Source organism: Porphyrobacter sp. AAP60 (genome assembly GCF_001296025.1).
Taxonomy (GTDB): Bacteria; Pseudomonadota; Alphaproteobacteria; order Sphingomonadales; family Sphingomonadaceae; genus Erythrobacter.
On sequence record NZ_LJHV01000018.1, the window covers coordinates 1 to 15,337 of the forward strand.

17 protein-coding genes are annotated in these 15,337 nt (G+C 64.1%); 6 read left to right on the forward strand and 11 right to left on the reverse strand.

The annotated features are described in order from the left end of the window. Positions 1-593: alpha/beta hydrolase (locus tag IP79_RS12695; RefSeq protein ID WP_156318335.1), on the reverse strand; the 593-nt coding region annotated here is incomplete at its 3' end. A 138-nt stretch (positions 594-731) separates the two neighbouring features. Between IP79_RS12695 and IP79_RS12700 the strand changes: the two genes are divergently transcribed. Beyond that, positions 732-2,222 carry a YifB family Mg chelatase-like AAA ATPase gene (locus tag IP79_RS12700; protein ID WP_054119683.1) on the forward strand — a complete coding sequence of 497 codons (1,491 nt, stop codon included), beginning with the start codon at positions 732-734 and terminating at the stop codon, positions 2,220-2,222. A 58-nt stretch (positions 2,223-2,280) separates the two neighbouring features. Continuing rightward, on the forward strand, positions 2,281-3,102 hold the full coding sequence (locus IP79_RS15870; RefSeq protein ID WP_156318336.1) for a hypothetical protein: 822 nt from the start codon (positions 2,281-2,283) through the stop codon (positions 3,100-3,102). Here the strand turns inward: IP79_RS15870 and recQ are convergent. Beyond that, positions 3,099-4,889, reverse strand: coding sequence for a DNA helicase RecQ (gene recQ / locus IP79_RS12710; RefSeq protein ID WP_054119685.1), 1,791 nt, complete (start codon positions 4,887-4,889; stop codon positions 3,099-3,101). The genes IP79_RS15870 and recQ overlap by 4 nt on opposite strands. 75 nt (positions 4,890-4,964) lie before the next feature. Further along, entirely contained in the window at positions 4,965-5,516 is a 552-nt protein-coding gene (locus tag IP79_RS12715) for a winged helix-turn-helix transcriptional regulator (protein ID WP_054119686.1), read from the reverse strand. Positions 5,517-5,723: 207 nt separating this feature from the next. Between IP79_RS12715 and IP79_RS12720 the strand changes: the two genes are divergently transcribed. Next, positions 5,724-6,065, forward strand: a complete 342-nt coding sequence (locus IP79_RS12720) for a CC_3452 family protein (RefSeq protein WP_054119687.1) — start codon at positions 5,724-5,726, stop codon at positions 6,063-6,065. A gap of 239 nt (positions 6,066-6,304) precedes the next feature. Here the strand turns inward: IP79_RS12720 and IP79_RS12725 are convergent, their stop codons facing one another. The 3 genes from IP79_RS12725 to galE all read right to left on the reverse strand — a co-directional run bounded on the left by IP79_RS12725 (position 6,305) and on the right by galE (position 8,246). Further along, positions 6,305-6,907, reverse strand: coding sequence for an HAD-IA family hydrolase (locus IP79_RS12725; RefSeq protein ID WP_233994202.1), 603 nt, complete (start codon positions 6,905-6,907; stop codon positions 6,305-6,307). A 97-nt stretch (positions 6,908-7,004) separates the two neighbouring features. Next, positions 7,005-7,130: a type B 50S ribosomal protein L36 gene (ykgO, locus tag IP79_RS12730; protein WP_017666014.1), complete on the reverse strand. Its 126-nt coding sequence runs from the start codon at positions 7,128-7,130 to the stop codon at positions 7,005-7,007. A gap of 102 nt (positions 7,131-7,232) precedes the next feature. Beyond that, positions 7,233-8,246, reverse strand: a complete 1,014-nt coding sequence (galE, locus tag IP79_RS12735) for a UDP-glucose 4-epimerase GalE (RefSeq protein ID WP_054119688.1) — start codon at positions 8,244-8,246, stop codon at positions 7,233-7,235. A 121-nt stretch (positions 8,247-8,367) separates the two neighbouring features. On the opposite strand from galE, the gene IP79_RS12740 reads away from it, so the two are divergent. Together IP79_RS12740 and IP79_RS12745 are read left to right on the forward strand one after the other, a co-directional pair. Beyond that, positions 8,368-9,006, forward strand: coding sequence for a hypothetical protein (locus IP79_RS12740; RefSeq protein WP_054119689.1), 639 nt, complete (start codon positions 8,368-8,370; stop codon positions 9,004-9,006). After that, on the forward strand, positions 9,006-10,145 hold the full coding sequence (locus tag IP79_RS12745; RefSeq protein WP_054119690.1) for a M14 family metallopeptidase: 1,140 nt from the start codon (positions 9,006-9,008) through the stop codon (positions 10,143-10,145). The genes IP79_RS12740 and IP79_RS12745 overlap by 1 nt, the downstream gene beginning before the upstream one ends. A gap of 12 nt (positions 10,146-10,157) precedes the next feature. Here the strand turns inward: IP79_RS12745 and IP79_RS12750 are convergent, their stop codons facing one another. Genes IP79_RS12750 through IP79_RS12760 form a run of 3 tightly spaced genes read right to left on the reverse strand, consistent with a single transcriptional unit; the run spans position 10,158 to position 11,886 of the window. Further along, a complete protein-coding gene (locus IP79_RS12750; protein ID WP_054119691.1) occupies positions 10,158-10,580 on the reverse strand; it encodes a cytidine deaminase in 423 nt (140 codons plus the stop codon). 46 nt (positions 10,581-10,626) lie between these two features. Then, on the reverse strand, positions 10,627-11,349 hold the full coding sequence (locus IP79_RS12755) for a glycoside hydrolase family 25 protein (RefSeq protein ID WP_054119692.1): 723 nt from the start codon (positions 11,347-11,349) through the stop codon (positions 10,627-10,629). Between the two features lie 3 nt (positions 11,350-11,352). Further along, positions 11,353-11,886, reverse strand: coding sequence for a UPF0262 family protein (locus IP79_RS12760; protein ID WP_233994203.1), 534 nt, complete (start codon positions 11,884-11,886; stop codon positions 11,353-11,355). Between the two features lie 136 nt (positions 11,887-12,022). On the opposite strand from IP79_RS12760, the gene IP79_RS12765 reads away from it, so the two are divergent. Next, on the forward strand, positions 12,023-13,537 hold the full coding sequence (locus IP79_RS12765; protein WP_054119695.1) for a replicative DNA helicase: 1,515 nt from the start codon (positions 12,023-12,025) through the stop codon (positions 13,535-13,537). A 15-nt stretch (positions 13,538-13,552) separates the two neighbouring features. Here IP79_RS12765 and IP79_RS12770 read toward each other — a convergent pair whose 3' ends face one another. Together IP79_RS12770 and IP79_RS12775 are read right to left on the reverse strand one after the other, a co-directional pair. Beyond that, positions 13,553-14,410 carry a MipA/OmpV family protein gene (locus IP79_RS12770; RefSeq protein ID WP_082337210.1) on the reverse strand — a complete coding sequence of 286 codons (858 nt, stop codon included), beginning with the start codon at positions 14,408-14,410 and terminating at the stop codon, positions 13,553-13,555. Between the two features lie 136 nt (positions 14,411-14,546). Continuing rightward, positions 14,547-15,337: phospholipase D-like domain-containing protein (locus tag IP79_RS12775; RefSeq protein ID WP_233994204.1), on the reverse strand; the 791-nt coding region annotated here is incomplete at its 5' end.

Here is a 15,337-nt window from a genome sequence, read left to right on the forward strand (position 1 = left end):
GGGTCCATGGTGCGGCGGGCGCCTGCCAGAAACAGCTCGACCGCGCCCGACCGGGCCGATCCACCTTCGGGCACATGGGTTGCAAGTCCCGCAGCGCGAATCGCACGGCCCAATTGGAGATTCGCCAGATCATGGCTGGTGCCCGGCGCATCGGCGAATTCGATCACCTCCAGCCCCGGAAAGGCTGCGAGCATCGCGGCGAAGGCCTGCGGACTGGTGGCATCGGTCGAAGCGACCAGCGCGGCGCGGCGATCATCCAGCACGCGGAACGGGCCGAACTGCGCCAGCGCCGGGCCAGCCATTGTGGCGGCAGGGCGGGCGATAAAGCGCGTCGGTTCGGCCCGGACAGTTTCGGTAATGGTGACGCTGCCGAGTTTGGAAACTGTCGTCGTGGTCTCGTAGGCTGCGGACACCATGGCCACCGGGTTTTCATCCACCCGCACCCATTGGCCGGTGGCGGGATCCCATTCCTCGACCCAGCTGACGCTCGACACAACGCGTGCGCCAGAATGGGCGCCCGATTGCGCCAGCACCGCTCCACTGGGGAGCAGCAGCGCAAAGGCAGCACACAGAAGGGCAAGGGCACGTGTCATCCCCTGCACCATCGCCCGGCGCTCCTTCCGAAATCGCCAAGATATATGCTTACGAAATCCCTTAACGCCCCTGCCAAGGCGCTCGACAAGTCCCTCTTAACCCTGCACTATCCGCCGCGGGGTTGAAGGGGCAAACAGATGGTCGCGCTGGTCAGGACGGTCGCCTATCTCGGGCTGGAGGCGCGCGCCGTCGAAGTGCAGTGCCAGGTCGCCCCCGGCATGCCGCGCTTCACCGTGGTCGGCCTGCCCGACAAGGCGGTGAGCGAAAGCCGCGAACGCGTGCAATCGGCGCTTTCGGCCATGGGCCTCGCGCTGCCGCCCAAACGGATCACCATCAACCTATCGCCCGCCGATCTGCCCAAAGACGGATCGCATTACGATCTGCCGATTGCGCTGGCGCTGCTGGCGGCGATGGGCGTGACCGATGCCGAACAGCTGGGAGACTGGATCGCGGTGGGCGAACTTTCGCTCGATGGCCGGGTGGTCGCCAGCCCCGGCGTGCTGATCGCTGCGCTCCACGCGAGCGAAGCGGGGACAGGCCTGATCTGCCCCGCCGAACAGGGGCCGGAGGCGCGCTGGGCGAGCGGTGTGCCGGTGCTCGCCCCGCGTGATCTGGTCAGCCTGCTGGCGCATCTGAAAGGCAGTCAGGTGTTGCCGGAACCGCCGCGTGGGGAAGTGGCCGAACTGGCAGGCGGCAATGATCTCAAGCAAGTAAAGGGCCAGGAAACCGCCAAACGCGCGCTCGAAATCGCGGCGGCAGGCGGGCACAACCTGCTGATGGTCGGCCCGCCGGGTTCGGGCAAAAGCCTGCTGGCAAGCTGCCTGCCCGGCATCCTGCCCGATCTGACGCCGGGAGAGGCGCTGGAGGTTTCGATGGTGCAATCGGTCGCCGGAACGCTGGAGGCCGGGCGCATCAGCCGCGCCCGCCCGTTCCGCGCCCCGCACCATTCAGCCAGCATGGCGGCTCTGACCGGCGGCGGGCTGAAAGTGCGCCCCGGCGAAGTCAGCCTGGCGCATCTGGGCGTCTTGTTCCTCGATGAACTGCCCGAATTTCAGCGCCCGGTGCTCGATTCGCTGCGGCAACCGCTGGAAACCGGCAAGGTCGATGTCGCGCGCGCCAATGCTCACGTGACCTTCCCCGCCCGTGTCCAACTGGTCGCGGCGATGAACCCGTGTCGCTGCGGATACGCGGGCGATCCGGCGCGCAACTGCAACAAATACCCGCGCTGCGTGGGCGATTATCAGGCGCGGTTATCCGGCCCGCTGCTCGACCGGATCGATCTGCACGTCCATGTCGCCGCGGTCAGCGCGATCGACATGGCACTGCCCCCGCCCGCGGAAGGCAGCGCCGAAGTCGCCCGCCGTGTCGCCGCAGCCCGCGCGGTACAGGTGGCCCGCGGAGTGCGTTCCAACGCTGAACTGGAGGGCGAAAAACTCGAAGTCTTTGCCACGCCTGACGAGGCGGGCCGCAAGCTGTTGTTGCAGGCGGCTGAAAAGCTGCGCCTGTCGGCACGCGGCTATACCAGAATGCTGCGCGTATCACGCACCATCGCAGATCTGGCCGGAGCCGGCGCGGTTGGCCGCGCCCACATCGCCGAGGCATTGTCCTATCGCCTGATGACAGGTTAAAGGGCAGCTCAAGGCCGCGCACCCCCTCCCCCGCACCGCGCCGCCGATCAAAGGCGCATTGGCGATTTCGGACGATCCTTCAGCTTTGGTGGCCGATGAACGGCGCGGGTTTGCCGCGCTGATCGGTGGCGCGCGGCGGCGCAAGGCGGCCAGCCTTGGCATCGCGCTGGCGCTGGAAGCGCTGATCATTCTGCTGCTGCTGACGCTGGGCACGCAGATCCTGGGCGACAAGGATGGCGATGAGGTCGTGACAGCATTTGAAGCGGTAGAATTCGCTGCCCCGCCAGAACCGCAGCCCGAACCCGCCACCGATGCGCCGCCCGAAACCAGCCCGGCAACGCCGCAGGATCAACCGCTGCCAACGCCCGATCCGCCGCGACCTTCGCCGCTCAACCTCAATCCCGTGCCCGCGCCCGAACCGCCGCCGCCCGCACCCCCTGCGCCGCCCCAGCCGGAGCCCAAGCCCAGCCCTTCCCCCACGATCGGCGCGAGGATCAATCCGGGCCGCACCTATGGCCCGGCTGACACCGGCAACCCGCGCACCGCAGGTGACAGCCAGCAGGTGGGCACCGCGCCCAATGGCGAACCGCTTTATGCCGCACGCTGGTACCGCGAGCCGACCGATCAGGAGTTGAAGGGCTACCTTTCGACCGCCACGGCACCATCCTATGCGCTGATCGCATGCAAGGTGGTGACCGGTTATTATGTCGAGGATTGCGAGCTGCTGGCCGAAGGCCCGGCAGGATCGCAGATCGGCCGCGCCGTCATGGCCGCCGCATGGCAGTTCCGGGTGCGCCCCGCACGGGTGGGCGGGCGCGAACAATTCGGATCATGGGTGCGGATCAGGATCGATTACAGCGTTAATCGCAGTTCGCGCTAACCGCGCAAGTGATCCTTGATCACCGCGACGAAATCCGCGCCCCAGGTTTCCAGCTTCTTGGCGCCCACGCCCGAAACCGTGCCCAGCTCGGCCAGCGTTTCCGGGCATTGCAGCGCCATGTCGCGCAGAACCGAATCGTGGAAGATGACATAGGCCGGGATGCCATGTTCGCTGGCGAGTTCCTTGCGCCGGTTGCGCAGCGCCTCGAACAGCGGGTTGCCGACCGGATTGGACGCATCCCCGCCGCGCGTGCGGCGGCTGCGGCGCTGGCGCACGGGCGGCTCGGCAATGGCGACTGCCGCTTCGCCCTTCAGAACGCTGCGCGCTTCCGGCCCCAGCATCAGCCCGCCATGTTCGGTCGCGGCCAGCATTCCGCGGGCCACCAGCGTGCGGGCAAGCGGGCGCAGCAGCCTCGCCTCGCCTTCTCCGACGATGCCGAACACCGAAAGCTTGTCATGGGCGCGCGACGTAATGCGATCATCGCTCTGCCCGGTCAGCACCTTTTCGATATGACCCACGCCAAAGCTTTGCCCGGTGCGATAGACCGCAGACAGCAGCTTTTGCGCCAGTTCGGTCGTGTCCACCACCTGCGGCGGGTTCTCGCAATTGTCGCAATTTCCGCATTGCGCGGGCGGATGCTCGCCGAAATGCCGCAGCAGGATTGCGCGGCGGCACTGCGGCGTTTCGACCAGCGCGGCAAGCGTGTTCAGCCGCGCCTGTTCTCCCGCAAGCCGCTCCGGCTCGACATCGGCCAGCCATTGCCGGGCACGGGAAAAATCGCTCACGCCCCAAAAAAGATGCGCCTCGGCCGGATCACCATCACGCCCCGCCCGGCCGGTTTCCTGATAATAGGCCTCGATCGATTTGGGCAGGCCGGCGTGGATCACAAAGCGCACATCGGGTTTGTCGATCCCCATGCCGAAAGCGATGGTGGCGACCATTACCATGCTTTCCGAAGCAACGAATTGCGCCTGCACCGCCGCGCGGCGTTCAGGCTCCAGCCCCGCATGATAGAACGCCGCCTCGCGCCCGGTGCGGGCGATGTGGGCGGCGATATCCTCGGTCGCCTTGCGGCTTGGCGCGTAGACGATCCCGGCGCCCGGCAGGCGCATCAGCAGATCGGTGATCTGGCGCGGGCCGTTATCGCGCGGGGTAATGGCATAGCGGATATTGGGCCGGTCAAACCCCGCGATGATCATTCCGTCATCGGGGATGCCCAGCTGGCGCAGAATATCGACGCGGGTGGTCTGATCGGCGGTCGCTGTCAGGGCAAGGCGCGGCACCTGCGGGAAGCGATCCAGCACCGGGCGCAGCATCCGGTAATCCGGGCGGAAATCGTGCCCCCATTCGGATACGCAATGCGCCTCGTCGATGGCGAATAGTGCAATCGGCGCGCGTTCGAGCAGGGCCTGAAATCCGGCGGTCGCCGCGCGTTCTGGCGCGACATACAGCAGATCGAGATCGCCGTTGCGAAACGCTTCGGCGGTGGCCGCGTTGTCGCTGTCGGCCGAAGTCATCGAAGCGGCGCGGATGCCCGCCGCGCTGGCTGAACGGATCTGGTCGTGCATCAGCGCGATCAGCGGTGAAATAACGATGGCGGTGCCGCGCCGCGCCAGCGCAGGCACTTGATAGCACAGGCTTTTGCCCGCCCCGGTCGGCATCAGGGCAAGGCTGTGCTGCCCCTGCATTACCCGCGCAATCACCGCTTCCTGCTGGCCGCGAAACCCGGCAAAGCCGAAGGTGCGACGCAAGATTTCGTGCAGGTCGGGGGCCGGGGCCAGTTCCATGCCCGCCGCCCTAGACCAAGCGCAGGCGCGAAGGCACCCGCGAGATGCGGCTATCGACGGATTATCGGCAAAGGGTCAGCGCGCCGCCGCCTTGGCCGCAGCAATATCGACCACATCGCCTGTCCCCAGCCCGGCGGCAGGCGTCGCAATCGAGCCATCGGCCCGGTGGCCAAGATCGGCCGGACGGGTCAGCCATAAATCCTGATGGCCAAGAATACGGCCATCATGCGCAAGAATCGAGACTGGGCCAATCGGCAGGCGATCGCGTTCGTCCACCAGCACCGGGTCTTCGATCACCTGTTCGGTGCCGTATTTCTGGCCCCACTGGCGCAGCGCCAGCATCGCAGGCAGCAGATCGAAGCCCTTTTCGGTCAGGCGATATTCGATCTTGCGGCGATCGTCGGCGCAGGGCTCCCGCTTGAGGATGCCGTGTTCGACCAGCTTGGCGAGGCGATTCGACAGGATGTTGCGGGCGATGCCAAGCTCGCTCAGAAACTCTTCGAAATGCTTGAGGCCATTGAAGCCGGCGCGCAGGATCATGAACGACCAGCGTTCACCCATCACCTCCAGCGCCTGCGGCAGACCGCATTCGATCAGATCTTTCAGCGGTTCTCTCAGATCACCCATTCACAATTCCCTTCCCCTGGTGGGGCTGTTTGTAACCGCATTTTCGCAGCGTCACAAAAAATTTCAGTTTTCAGTTGCAACTCGCAACCTAGATATGTAGGTAGCGAATAGCAACTGGTTTCGAATCGAAATGTTGCGTTGCAAAATGAGATGACAGAGGCCACAGGGCAACCCGCCCCATGATTTGATAACGCAAAGGATTCCCCGATGACGAACACCCTTACCCTTCCCCGCACCGGCAAGCTCGCCATTCTCGCCACCGCGCTGCTTTACACCGGCGTCAGCTTCGGGGTTGCCACCGCGTCCCCCGCACAGGCAGCCGGCAATGCCTATTACAACGCCACCCTTTCGGCCCCGACCTCGGAAAGCCGTGCGGTTGCCGATGGCGTGGCATGGGCCTGCAAGGATGCGACCTGCGTCGCCAACAAGACCACCGCCCGCCCGCTGCGCGTGTGCCGCGGCCTGAACCGCAAGTTCGGCGAAATCGCCACCTTCAAGGTGAATGGCGAAGACCTGGCCGCTGACGAACTGGCCAAGTGCAACGGCTGATTTCGGCCTGACAAAGTCCCCTCTCCGCGCACGGCACCTCTCCAGCCAGCGCGGATATCCCGACCCCCGGCACGCTTTTCCCAGAGCGTGACCGGGGGTTTGGTTTTTGTGTTTTCTTGTGTTCCGCACGCCATCCGGCGTGCGAAATCCTCGCTCATGCGACCTGATGGTCGCGTCGCTGCGGGCGCGCGGTCGCGCTTGCGACGCCTGCGGCGTCGTTCCGGTGCATTCAATCAGGCTTAGAGCAAGCCGGCTTCCACCAGCGCGGCTTCAAGGCCCGCGGCATCGGTAAACAGGTGTGCGTTCCAGCCGCGCAACCGGGCTGCGGCAATGTTATCGGGGTTGTCATCGGTAAAGAACAGCGCCGCTCCGCTGCGTCCGCTGCGCGCCTCGACGATTTCGTAGATGCGCGATTCGGGCTTGGCGACCTTCTCCACGCCCGACACGATGATGTCTTCGAAGTGATCGAAGATCGGCTGGGTAGGGCGGAACATCTGCCAGAACTCGTCGCCGAAATTGGTCAGGCAGAACAGCGGAACACGCGATTCCGCCAGCCGCTCGACCAGTTCGTGCGAGCCTTCGACCGGCCCGGGCACGGTTTCGTTGAAGCGCGTTGCATAGGCGCGGATGTGCGATTCGTATTGCGGGAACAGCGCGATCCGTTCGCGCACCATATCGGCCAAGGCGCGCCCGCGATCATGTTCGAAATGCCATTCTTCGGTCACCACATTGGCGATGAACCACGCGAGCTCTTCAGGATCGTCGATCAGCTTTTCGAACAGGGCTGCCATCCGCCACTGGAACAGCACCCGCCCGACATCGAACACCACCGCTTGCTGCACGTCACCTGCTCCTCAAACGGTCACGGCCCGCGCTCCGGTCAGGAGGCGGGCCGCTCAACCTTTCGGCTGCCAATCAGGCAACCGCGCCGCGAATCAATCAGCCCTGGCGGGCCTTGAAGCGGCGATCGGTCTTGTTGATGACATAGGTGCGGCCGCGACGACGGATCACGCGGTTATCGCGGTGACGGCCTTTCAGCGACTTCAGGCTGTTGACGATCTTCATGGGTCTCGGCTTCCAAAAGAGAAGCGCGCCGGAACAGACCCGACGCGCGGAAATTGAAGGCAGCCGTTAGCGCCGCTGCCCCGCCGCGTCAATGCAAGTCTGCTAGGTTGCCTGCCGCAAATCGGCCAATTTGCGTTCCCAGGCCAGCGCATGGGCGATGATTGTGTCGAGATCGGCATGCTGCGGCTGCCAGCCCAGCGTCGCCTTGAGCCGCGCAGGATCGGATATCAGCGAATCGGGATCGCCCGCACGGCGGCCTTCGATCCGGCGATCAAGCTTGCGATTCGTGACCCGGTCGACCGCATCCAGCACTTCAGTAACGGAAAAGCCCCGGCCATAGCCGCAGTTCATCGTCAGCGAGCGCGCAAGGTCAGCCATCAGCGCCTCCAGCGTCAGCACATGCGCCGCTGCCAGATCGCTGACATGGATATAGTCGCGCACCCCGGTGCCATCGGGCGTGGCGAAATCCGTGCCGAACACTGAAACCGATTCGCGCAGGCCCAGAGCTGCCTCGATCGCCACCTTGATCAGATGGGTCGCACCGGCAGTCGATTGCCCGGTGCGCGCCAGCGGATCGGCGCCCGCGACGTTGAAATATCGCAGCACGCCGTAATTGAGCGGATGGGCCGCAGCGACATCGGCCAGCATCTGCTCCGTCATCAACTTCGACCAGCCATAGGGATTAATCGGGCGCTGCGGCGTATCTTCACTCACGGCGGCGACATCGGGGAAACCGTAGGTCGCTGCGGTGGACGAAAAGATGAAATGCCCCACCCCGCCCTTCACAGCCGCCTCTATCAGAGCACGGCTGTTGGCGGTGTTGTTGTGGTAGTATTTCAGCGGATCGGCGACACTTTCGGGCACCACCACCGACCCTGCAAAATGCATGATCGCCCCGACACCCTGTTCGGCAAAAATCCGCGCCAGCAGATCGCCATCGGCAATATCGCCTTCATACAGCGGCACGCCATCGGGAACGGCAAATCGGAAGCCGGTTACCAGGTTATCGATCACGACCACCGGCCATCCGGCATGTTGGAGCGCCAGCACGGCATGGCTGCCAATATAGCCCGCCCCGCCCGTAACCAGCACGCAAGGTTTTTCAGAAGATGTCATGATCGAAGCCCCTATCACGCCAACCGCTTAGAAAACGTCAACCTGTGTGATGGCAACCCAGACCTGTGCACATTCACATTGCGGCCCTATATCAATGGCCTTGAGGAAAGGAATCCCCGCCATGTTCACTCCCCGCCTGTTTGCACCGCTTGCTGCGGCTGCCACTGCGCTGGCGCTATCTGCTTGCGCAACCTCGCCTTATACCGGCCCGGTCGAAGTCACCCGTTTCGTGGCCGATCAACCCGCCGGACTTGGCCAGGGCACCATCGCGCTGACCTATCCCGACGAAGTCAGCAACCAGGCCGCACGCGCCGCTTTTGCAGCATCGGTCAGCGCCGAACTGACGCGGCTGGGCTATACCGTGGTGAACAGCCCCGCTGGCGCAGCACAGACCGCCGCCGTGCGAACCAGCCGCACGCCGATTACCTCGACGGTCGATGACCGGCGCGGCGGCCCTGTCAGCGTCGGTGTCGGCGGGCAGACCGGCGGCTTCGGATCAGGTGTCGGCATGGGGGTCGGCATCAATCTGGGCGGCGGGCGCGAAGGCCCGGCGGCGGTGACGCAGCTCGAAGTGCGGATTGCCCGCGCCGATGGCACCACCCTGTGGGAAGGCCGCTCGCAAATCGCAACCGGCGTGAAATCACCCTATTCGCAAGTCAATACCAGCGCCGGTGCGCTCGCCGCCGCCTTGTTCACGGACTTCCCCGGTGGCAATGGCGAGACCGTGACGATCGACGTGAAAAAGCTGCAAGGAAACTGATGACCTCTCTCTTTATCGATGCCGCGTTCGACAGCGGCAATATCGACGTGCTCGGGATCGAGGGGCGCACCGCGCGCCTCGCGATCCGGCGCGATAATGCCTCGGAATTCTTCCAGTGGTTCCACTTTCGCGTTGCCGCCAGTGCGGGCGAAGAGGTGGTGCTCAAGCTGACCGGCCTCAATGGCAGCGCCTATCCCGGCGGCTGGCCCGATTACAATGCCTGCGTATCGGAAGACCGCAGCTATTGGACGCGCGCGGCCAGCAGCTACGATAAGGATGAAGACGGCGGCACGCTGACGATCCGCTATCTTCCCGCCACCGACGTGTTCTGGTGCGCCTATTTCGCGCCTTATTCGATGGAACGGCACCACGATCTGATCGCGGAAACCGCATCGTGCGAAGGGGTGGATTATGTCCGGCTCGGCACGACGCTGGATGGCCAGCCGATCGATTGCCTCGAAATGGGCGAGGGCGATGTGCAGGTATGGCTCTATGCCCGCCAGCATCCGGGTGAGACGCAGGCCGAATGGTGGATGGAAGGTGCGCTGGAATGCCTGACCGACGCCGCCGATCCGGTGGCGCGCGCGCTCCGCAAGGCGTGCCGCATCCATATCGTTCCGAATTGCAACCCTGATGGTTCGCGGCGCGGACACCTTCGAACCAATGCGGTTGGCACCAATCTGAACCGCGAGTGGGGCGAACCGACCGCTGAGCGTTCGCCCGAAGTGCTGGCGATCCGTAACCGCATGGATCAGACCGGCGTCGATTTCGCGATGGATGTCCACGCCGATGAAGCGATCCCGGCCGTGTTCATCGCCGGGTTCGACGGCATCCCCTCGTGGACGCAAGCACAGGGCGATGGCTATGATCGTTACCAGTCCATCCTTGATCGCCGCACGCCCGATTTCCAGACCAAACTGGGCTATCCCAAAGCCGCTGCGGGCCGCGCCAATCTGTCGATGAGCACCAACCAGATCGCCGAACGCTTCGGCGCGGTCGCGATGACGCTGGAAATGCCCTACAAGGATCTGGCCAGCTTCCCAGAGCCCGAACAGGGCTGGTCGCCGGAACGATGCAAGCTGCTGGGCCGCGAATGCATGGCCGCGCTGGTGGAGTGGCTGGAGGTCAAGCAGGACTAGACGCGAAGGCGCCTATCCCAGATGCCCCGGCCCGAAGGCGTGCGGCAGTAGCGCTGACAATGTTACGCGCCGCACGCCGTCCTTGCTCACGCACAGCACCAGTGGATCGGTTGCGCCCAGCGCGGCGACTTCATTGAGGACCTGACGGCAGCGTCCGCAAGGGGTTATCGGCTCGGCATCGGCCTTCAGCCCGACCACGGCTACCGCTGTCAGGCCGCCGCGCCGCCCCTCGCCCAGCGCCTTGGCCACCGCCACTGTCTCGGCGCATAGCGCAAGGCCATAGCTGGCGTTCTCGACATTGCAGCCAGTGATCACTGCGCCATCATCGAACAACAGTGCCGCGCCGACGGGGTAATCGGAATAGGGCGCATAGGCGTTCTCGGCCGCAGAAAAGGCGGCAGCGATCAGGTTGGCTTCGGCTTCAAGGTTCAGCATAAAAAACTCCGCTCGTCAGCGCGATCGGGTCGGTGCCGCAAGGATGCTACTTCTGCACCACGACCCATTCGATCGGCTCCTCGCTCGCCTCGCTCGCCAGCTGGCTGTTGGCGCTCCATAGCAGCCACGGACGGCCCGCATAGTCCGGCCGCGCGCGGTCGCGCACCAGCCACAGGTCACGGGCCAGCGCCGTGGCGGTCTTGTGGCGTTCCTGAAAGGCAGGACGCAGCTTGAGGATCACCTGCTTGCCACTGTGCATTTCGATCTGGTTGATAAGCGTCATCAGCTCGCTTTCTACCGCAGCATCGCTGACCTTCGGTGTACAACCATCCGCCAGCCGGTTGAGCGCTATCGCAGGCGGCAGCAGAGCGGGATCGCGGGGAACCATTTGCGCAAAGGCCCCGCTTTGCCGGTCAGCGGGCGCGCAAGGATCGAAATCGAGCATCACCCCAACCTGCAATCCAGCGGCCCGCGCCCGCTGAAACCGTTCGGAAAAGCTCATCCCGCCGCGCGTCGCCAGTTCATCCATCAGCGGCAGATAGACGAATTGTGCGCCAATCGCCTTCAGCGTCGCAAACTTGATGTCGGCCCCGTTGGCCGGAACCATCGCCCCCTGTTCGGGATAGAGCGCCTCGTCAGGGCGCCATTCGCGCATGTCCCACCACAGCCACGCGGCAAAGGCGAGCGCGAGCAGCATCGCCAGCGCGGCCAGCCGCAGCAGCCAGCGGCGCGGCGCCTTGCGCGCCGAAGCTTTGCGCCCCCGTGCCATCCGTCAGCCCTTGATGTGCAGCACGCATATCAGCGTGAACAGGCGGCGGGCGGTGGCGAAATCGGTTTCGACCTTGCCCTCCAGCCGTTCCAGCAGCAGTTCCGCCGCGCCGTTGTGGATGCCGCGCCGGGCCATGTCGATGGTTTCGATCTCGCTTGGCGTCGCTTTGCGAATCGCCTGGTAATAGCTGTCGCAGATGGCGAAATAATCGCGGATCGGGCGGCGGAACCGGGCCATGCCGATCATCAGGGTTTCCAGCAATTGCCCGGCGGTATCGCTGATATCCATCGCCAGCCGCCCGTCGGTCACTGACAGGTGCAGGTGATACGGCCCGCTCGCCCCGCGTTCGGCACTGCGCACCGGCTTGAAGGCGTTTTCCTCGATCAGGTCATAGATCGCGACCCGGCGTTCCTGTTCGACATCGGCGTTGCGCCACAGGATCGTCGCCTCGTCCAGAGTCACCTGGGCAATACGGTATCCGCCCGGCGCGCCAGCGGCAGGGGACAGGGGCAGGGAATCGGGCGGCAGATCGGCCATAGCGTCTGCCTTCGCAGATGCAGGGCATGCACTTCAAGCACTTCGCAAAACTCTCCCCACTATCCACAGCGGCGCAAATAAATATTGCGCGCCTTTGCCCTTGCGCGAAGGCCGCCGGCGGGCGCATCAGGCCGCAATGATCGAGCCCGCCAAAGTCACCAGAATCAACTCTGTCGAAGGCGATGCGCCTACGCGCAAGCTGCCCTACAACCTCGAAGCGGAGGCGGCGTTTCTTGGCGCGGTGCTGATCGACAACCGCGTGATCGAGGAATTGCAGGTGCCGATCCGGCCCGAACATTTCTTCGAGGCGCTGCACAGCCGCATCTATGAACGCGTGCTGGTGCTGATCGAACGCAACGCCACCGCATCGCCGGTAACCCTTCGCCCCTATTTCGAAGCGGACGAAGCGCTGAAGGAACTGGGCGGCACATCCTATCTGGCGCAGCTGACCGCCAGCGGCGCGGGCCTGCTTGCCCCGCGTGAACTGGCCCAGCAGATTTACGATCTGGCCCTGCTGCGCGAGCTGGTGAGCGTCGGGCGCGGGCTGGTCGAAGGCGCGCTTGATACCTCGCAGGACACCTCCCCGATGGACCGCATCGCGCAGGCCGAAGCGGATCTGTTCCGCGTGGCCGAAGGCGCGGCGACCGGGCGCGAGGCGGCAACCTTCCGCGATGCCGCCGTCACCGCGATCAAGATGGCCGAAGCCGCGATGAATTCGGGCGGAGGACTTTCAGGCAAGACCACAGGTCTGGAATCAATCGACCAGAAAACCTCGGGCCTGCACAATTCCGATCTTATCATCCTCGCCGGTCGTCCGGGGATGGGCAAAACCTCGCTTGCCACCAATATCGCGTTCAATTGCGCGGAAAAGCATCTCGATTGGCAGCGCGAGGGCGGCGAGTTCAATTACGGCGCGCCGGTGGCGTTTTTCAGCCTCGAAATGAGCGCGGATCAGCTCGCCACGCGTATTCTGGCCGAGCAGGCCGAGATTTCATCCGAGAACCTGCGCAGCGGTAAACTGACGCGCGAAGATTTCCAGAAGCTGTCCTATGCCAGCCAGCGGCTGGCGGAATTGCCGCTGTATATCGATGATACCCCCGCGCTCACCATCGCCGCACTGCGCACCCGCGCGCGGCGGATGAAGCGGCGGCACGATATCGGCCTGATCGTGGTCGATTACCTGCAACTGCTGCAAGGGTCAGGCCGCGCCAATGACAACCGCGTCAATGAAATTTCCGAAATCAGCCGGGGCCTGAAAACATTGGCCAAGGAATTGCAGGTTCCGGTGATCGCCCTGTCGCAGTTGTCGCGTGCGGTCGAAAGCCGCGAGGACAAGCGCCCGCAATTGTCCGATCTGCGCGAATCCGGTTCGATCGAGCAGGACGCCGATATGGTGTGGTTCATCTTCCGGTCGGATTATTACCAGATGCTGGTCAAGCCCGACACGCCTGATGGCAGCTCCACTCCCGACGTGCAGGAGAAATACCGCGCTTGGGAAGAGAAATACGAACAGATGGTGGGCAAGGCGACCCTGATCGTCGCCAAACAGCGCCACGGTTCGACCGGAAACGTGCCGCTCCATTTCCAGAGCGACATCACCAAATTCACCTCGCCCAATTACAAGGACTATTCGGATTACGGGTTCGAATAGTCCCGTCGGACGCCGCTAGAATGTATAGGTCAGGCCCAGCCCGGCGATGAACTGGTCGGCGCTTCCGGCTTCGCTGACGATCGGCGAACGCTTGAAATCGCCCAGCATCCGGTAATAGCCGACGATGGCGACCGCGCTCAGCCCCTGGGTGAGATCGCCCGTCAATGCGTGGGTGCCAAGCAGGTTGATCCCGGCCCGCTTGAACCCGTCACCTGCCCCGTCATAGGTGGAGAGCCCGCTGGCCTGCGCGGCTGCGGGATCGATGTTGAAGTAATAATCGCCGAAATCATTGCCCACGAATTCGGCCAGAACCGAAGCCCCGACGAAGGTCTTGGTCGACAGCGGTGTGCCATATTCCACGGTTGGCGTGATGATGTAGCTTTCATGCGCGCCGGCCACGTCCCAGCGGGCATCGACGCGGAGAGTCAGGAAGTCATAGTCGCTGGTGATGACCCCGGTCTTGCTCACACCCACCCAGCCGCCAAGTTCCACAGCGGTGTCCAGCTTACCAATCGCTTCGACCTGCGGGTCCTTGATCAGCGCGGTGCGATCGAGCCGCACGGCCGCGACCGGCCCGAAACCGATATCCACGCTCCGGCCCCGACGATCATCGCGGATGACATCGGCATACAGCGCAGGCCCGCGCGAGAAGATGTTGAAGCCTGAAACCCGCGCCCGCAGCACCAGTTCGGGAATGATAATGGATTCGTCCGAACCTTCATAACTCGGCACGGAAATAACCCCGGTGCCGATGGTCAGCAGATCGCCGCCGTCATCAACCGGGAAATCCTCCGCGGGCACAGCCTCTTGCGCCTGCAATTGCGTTGGCACGCCCGCAAGCAGCACCAATCCAGCCAACAAGGGCTTGCACATCAAATGTCTCCAGTCGAAATTGATCAATCAGGTCGCACAACCCGATGGCGCGCGACATGTTGCAATCTGCGGCGGCCTTTGCGGCGACATGGTGCTGGCGTCCGATCAAACAGCGGCGTCAAAAAGCGCAAAAGCCCTAGCTCGCGCTTACCTTGCTGATGCGGTAATCCGCCAGCGATGCCCAATATGCCGCCCGCCACACCAGTCGCTTGAACCACGTCGCCTCGCGGGCGTAGCGTTCGCGAGTCATCGGCTCGCTCGATGCTTCCATGTGGTCGACCAGCTCGCGCAATTTGGCCGCCAGCCCGGCATCTTCCACCCGCACCATCAGTTCGACATTGATGCGGAACGATCGCTTGTCGAGGTTGGCGCTGCCGATGTAGCTGGCATCGTCCACCACCAGCAGCTTCATGTGCAGTTTGCACGGGCCGAACTCGAAAATCTTCGCGCCCGCACCCAGCAGTTTTTTATACAGCAGCCGGGCCATGCTGATCGCCGCGTCAATATCGGATTTGCCCGCCATGATCATCCGCACATTGCCGCGCCGCGCCACCTGGCGCATCAGGCGGCGGAAACTGCGCGGCGGCGAGAAATAGGCCGATACTGTGTCGAGCCGCCTTGCTTTGACCAGATCCTGCCGGAAGACCCACGCCCAGTGCCCTTTCCTTACCAGCGGCCCGCCAACCAACAGCCGCACCGCGCCGCCTTCGCCCGCGCCATCGCCCTCGGGCACGCCGTCCCAATCCTTGACGATATCGCGCAGGCGCCGCAGCTGGCGGCGGCGCCCGTCCGCCTCGTTATCGACCCATTGCTGCAGCAGACCGAACCATTCCGTGAACTTGGACACCACTGGCCCTTCGATGATCACGGACAAATCGCACCAGCCATTATCGGCGGGGATCGCGAAATAATGGTCGGAGACATTGG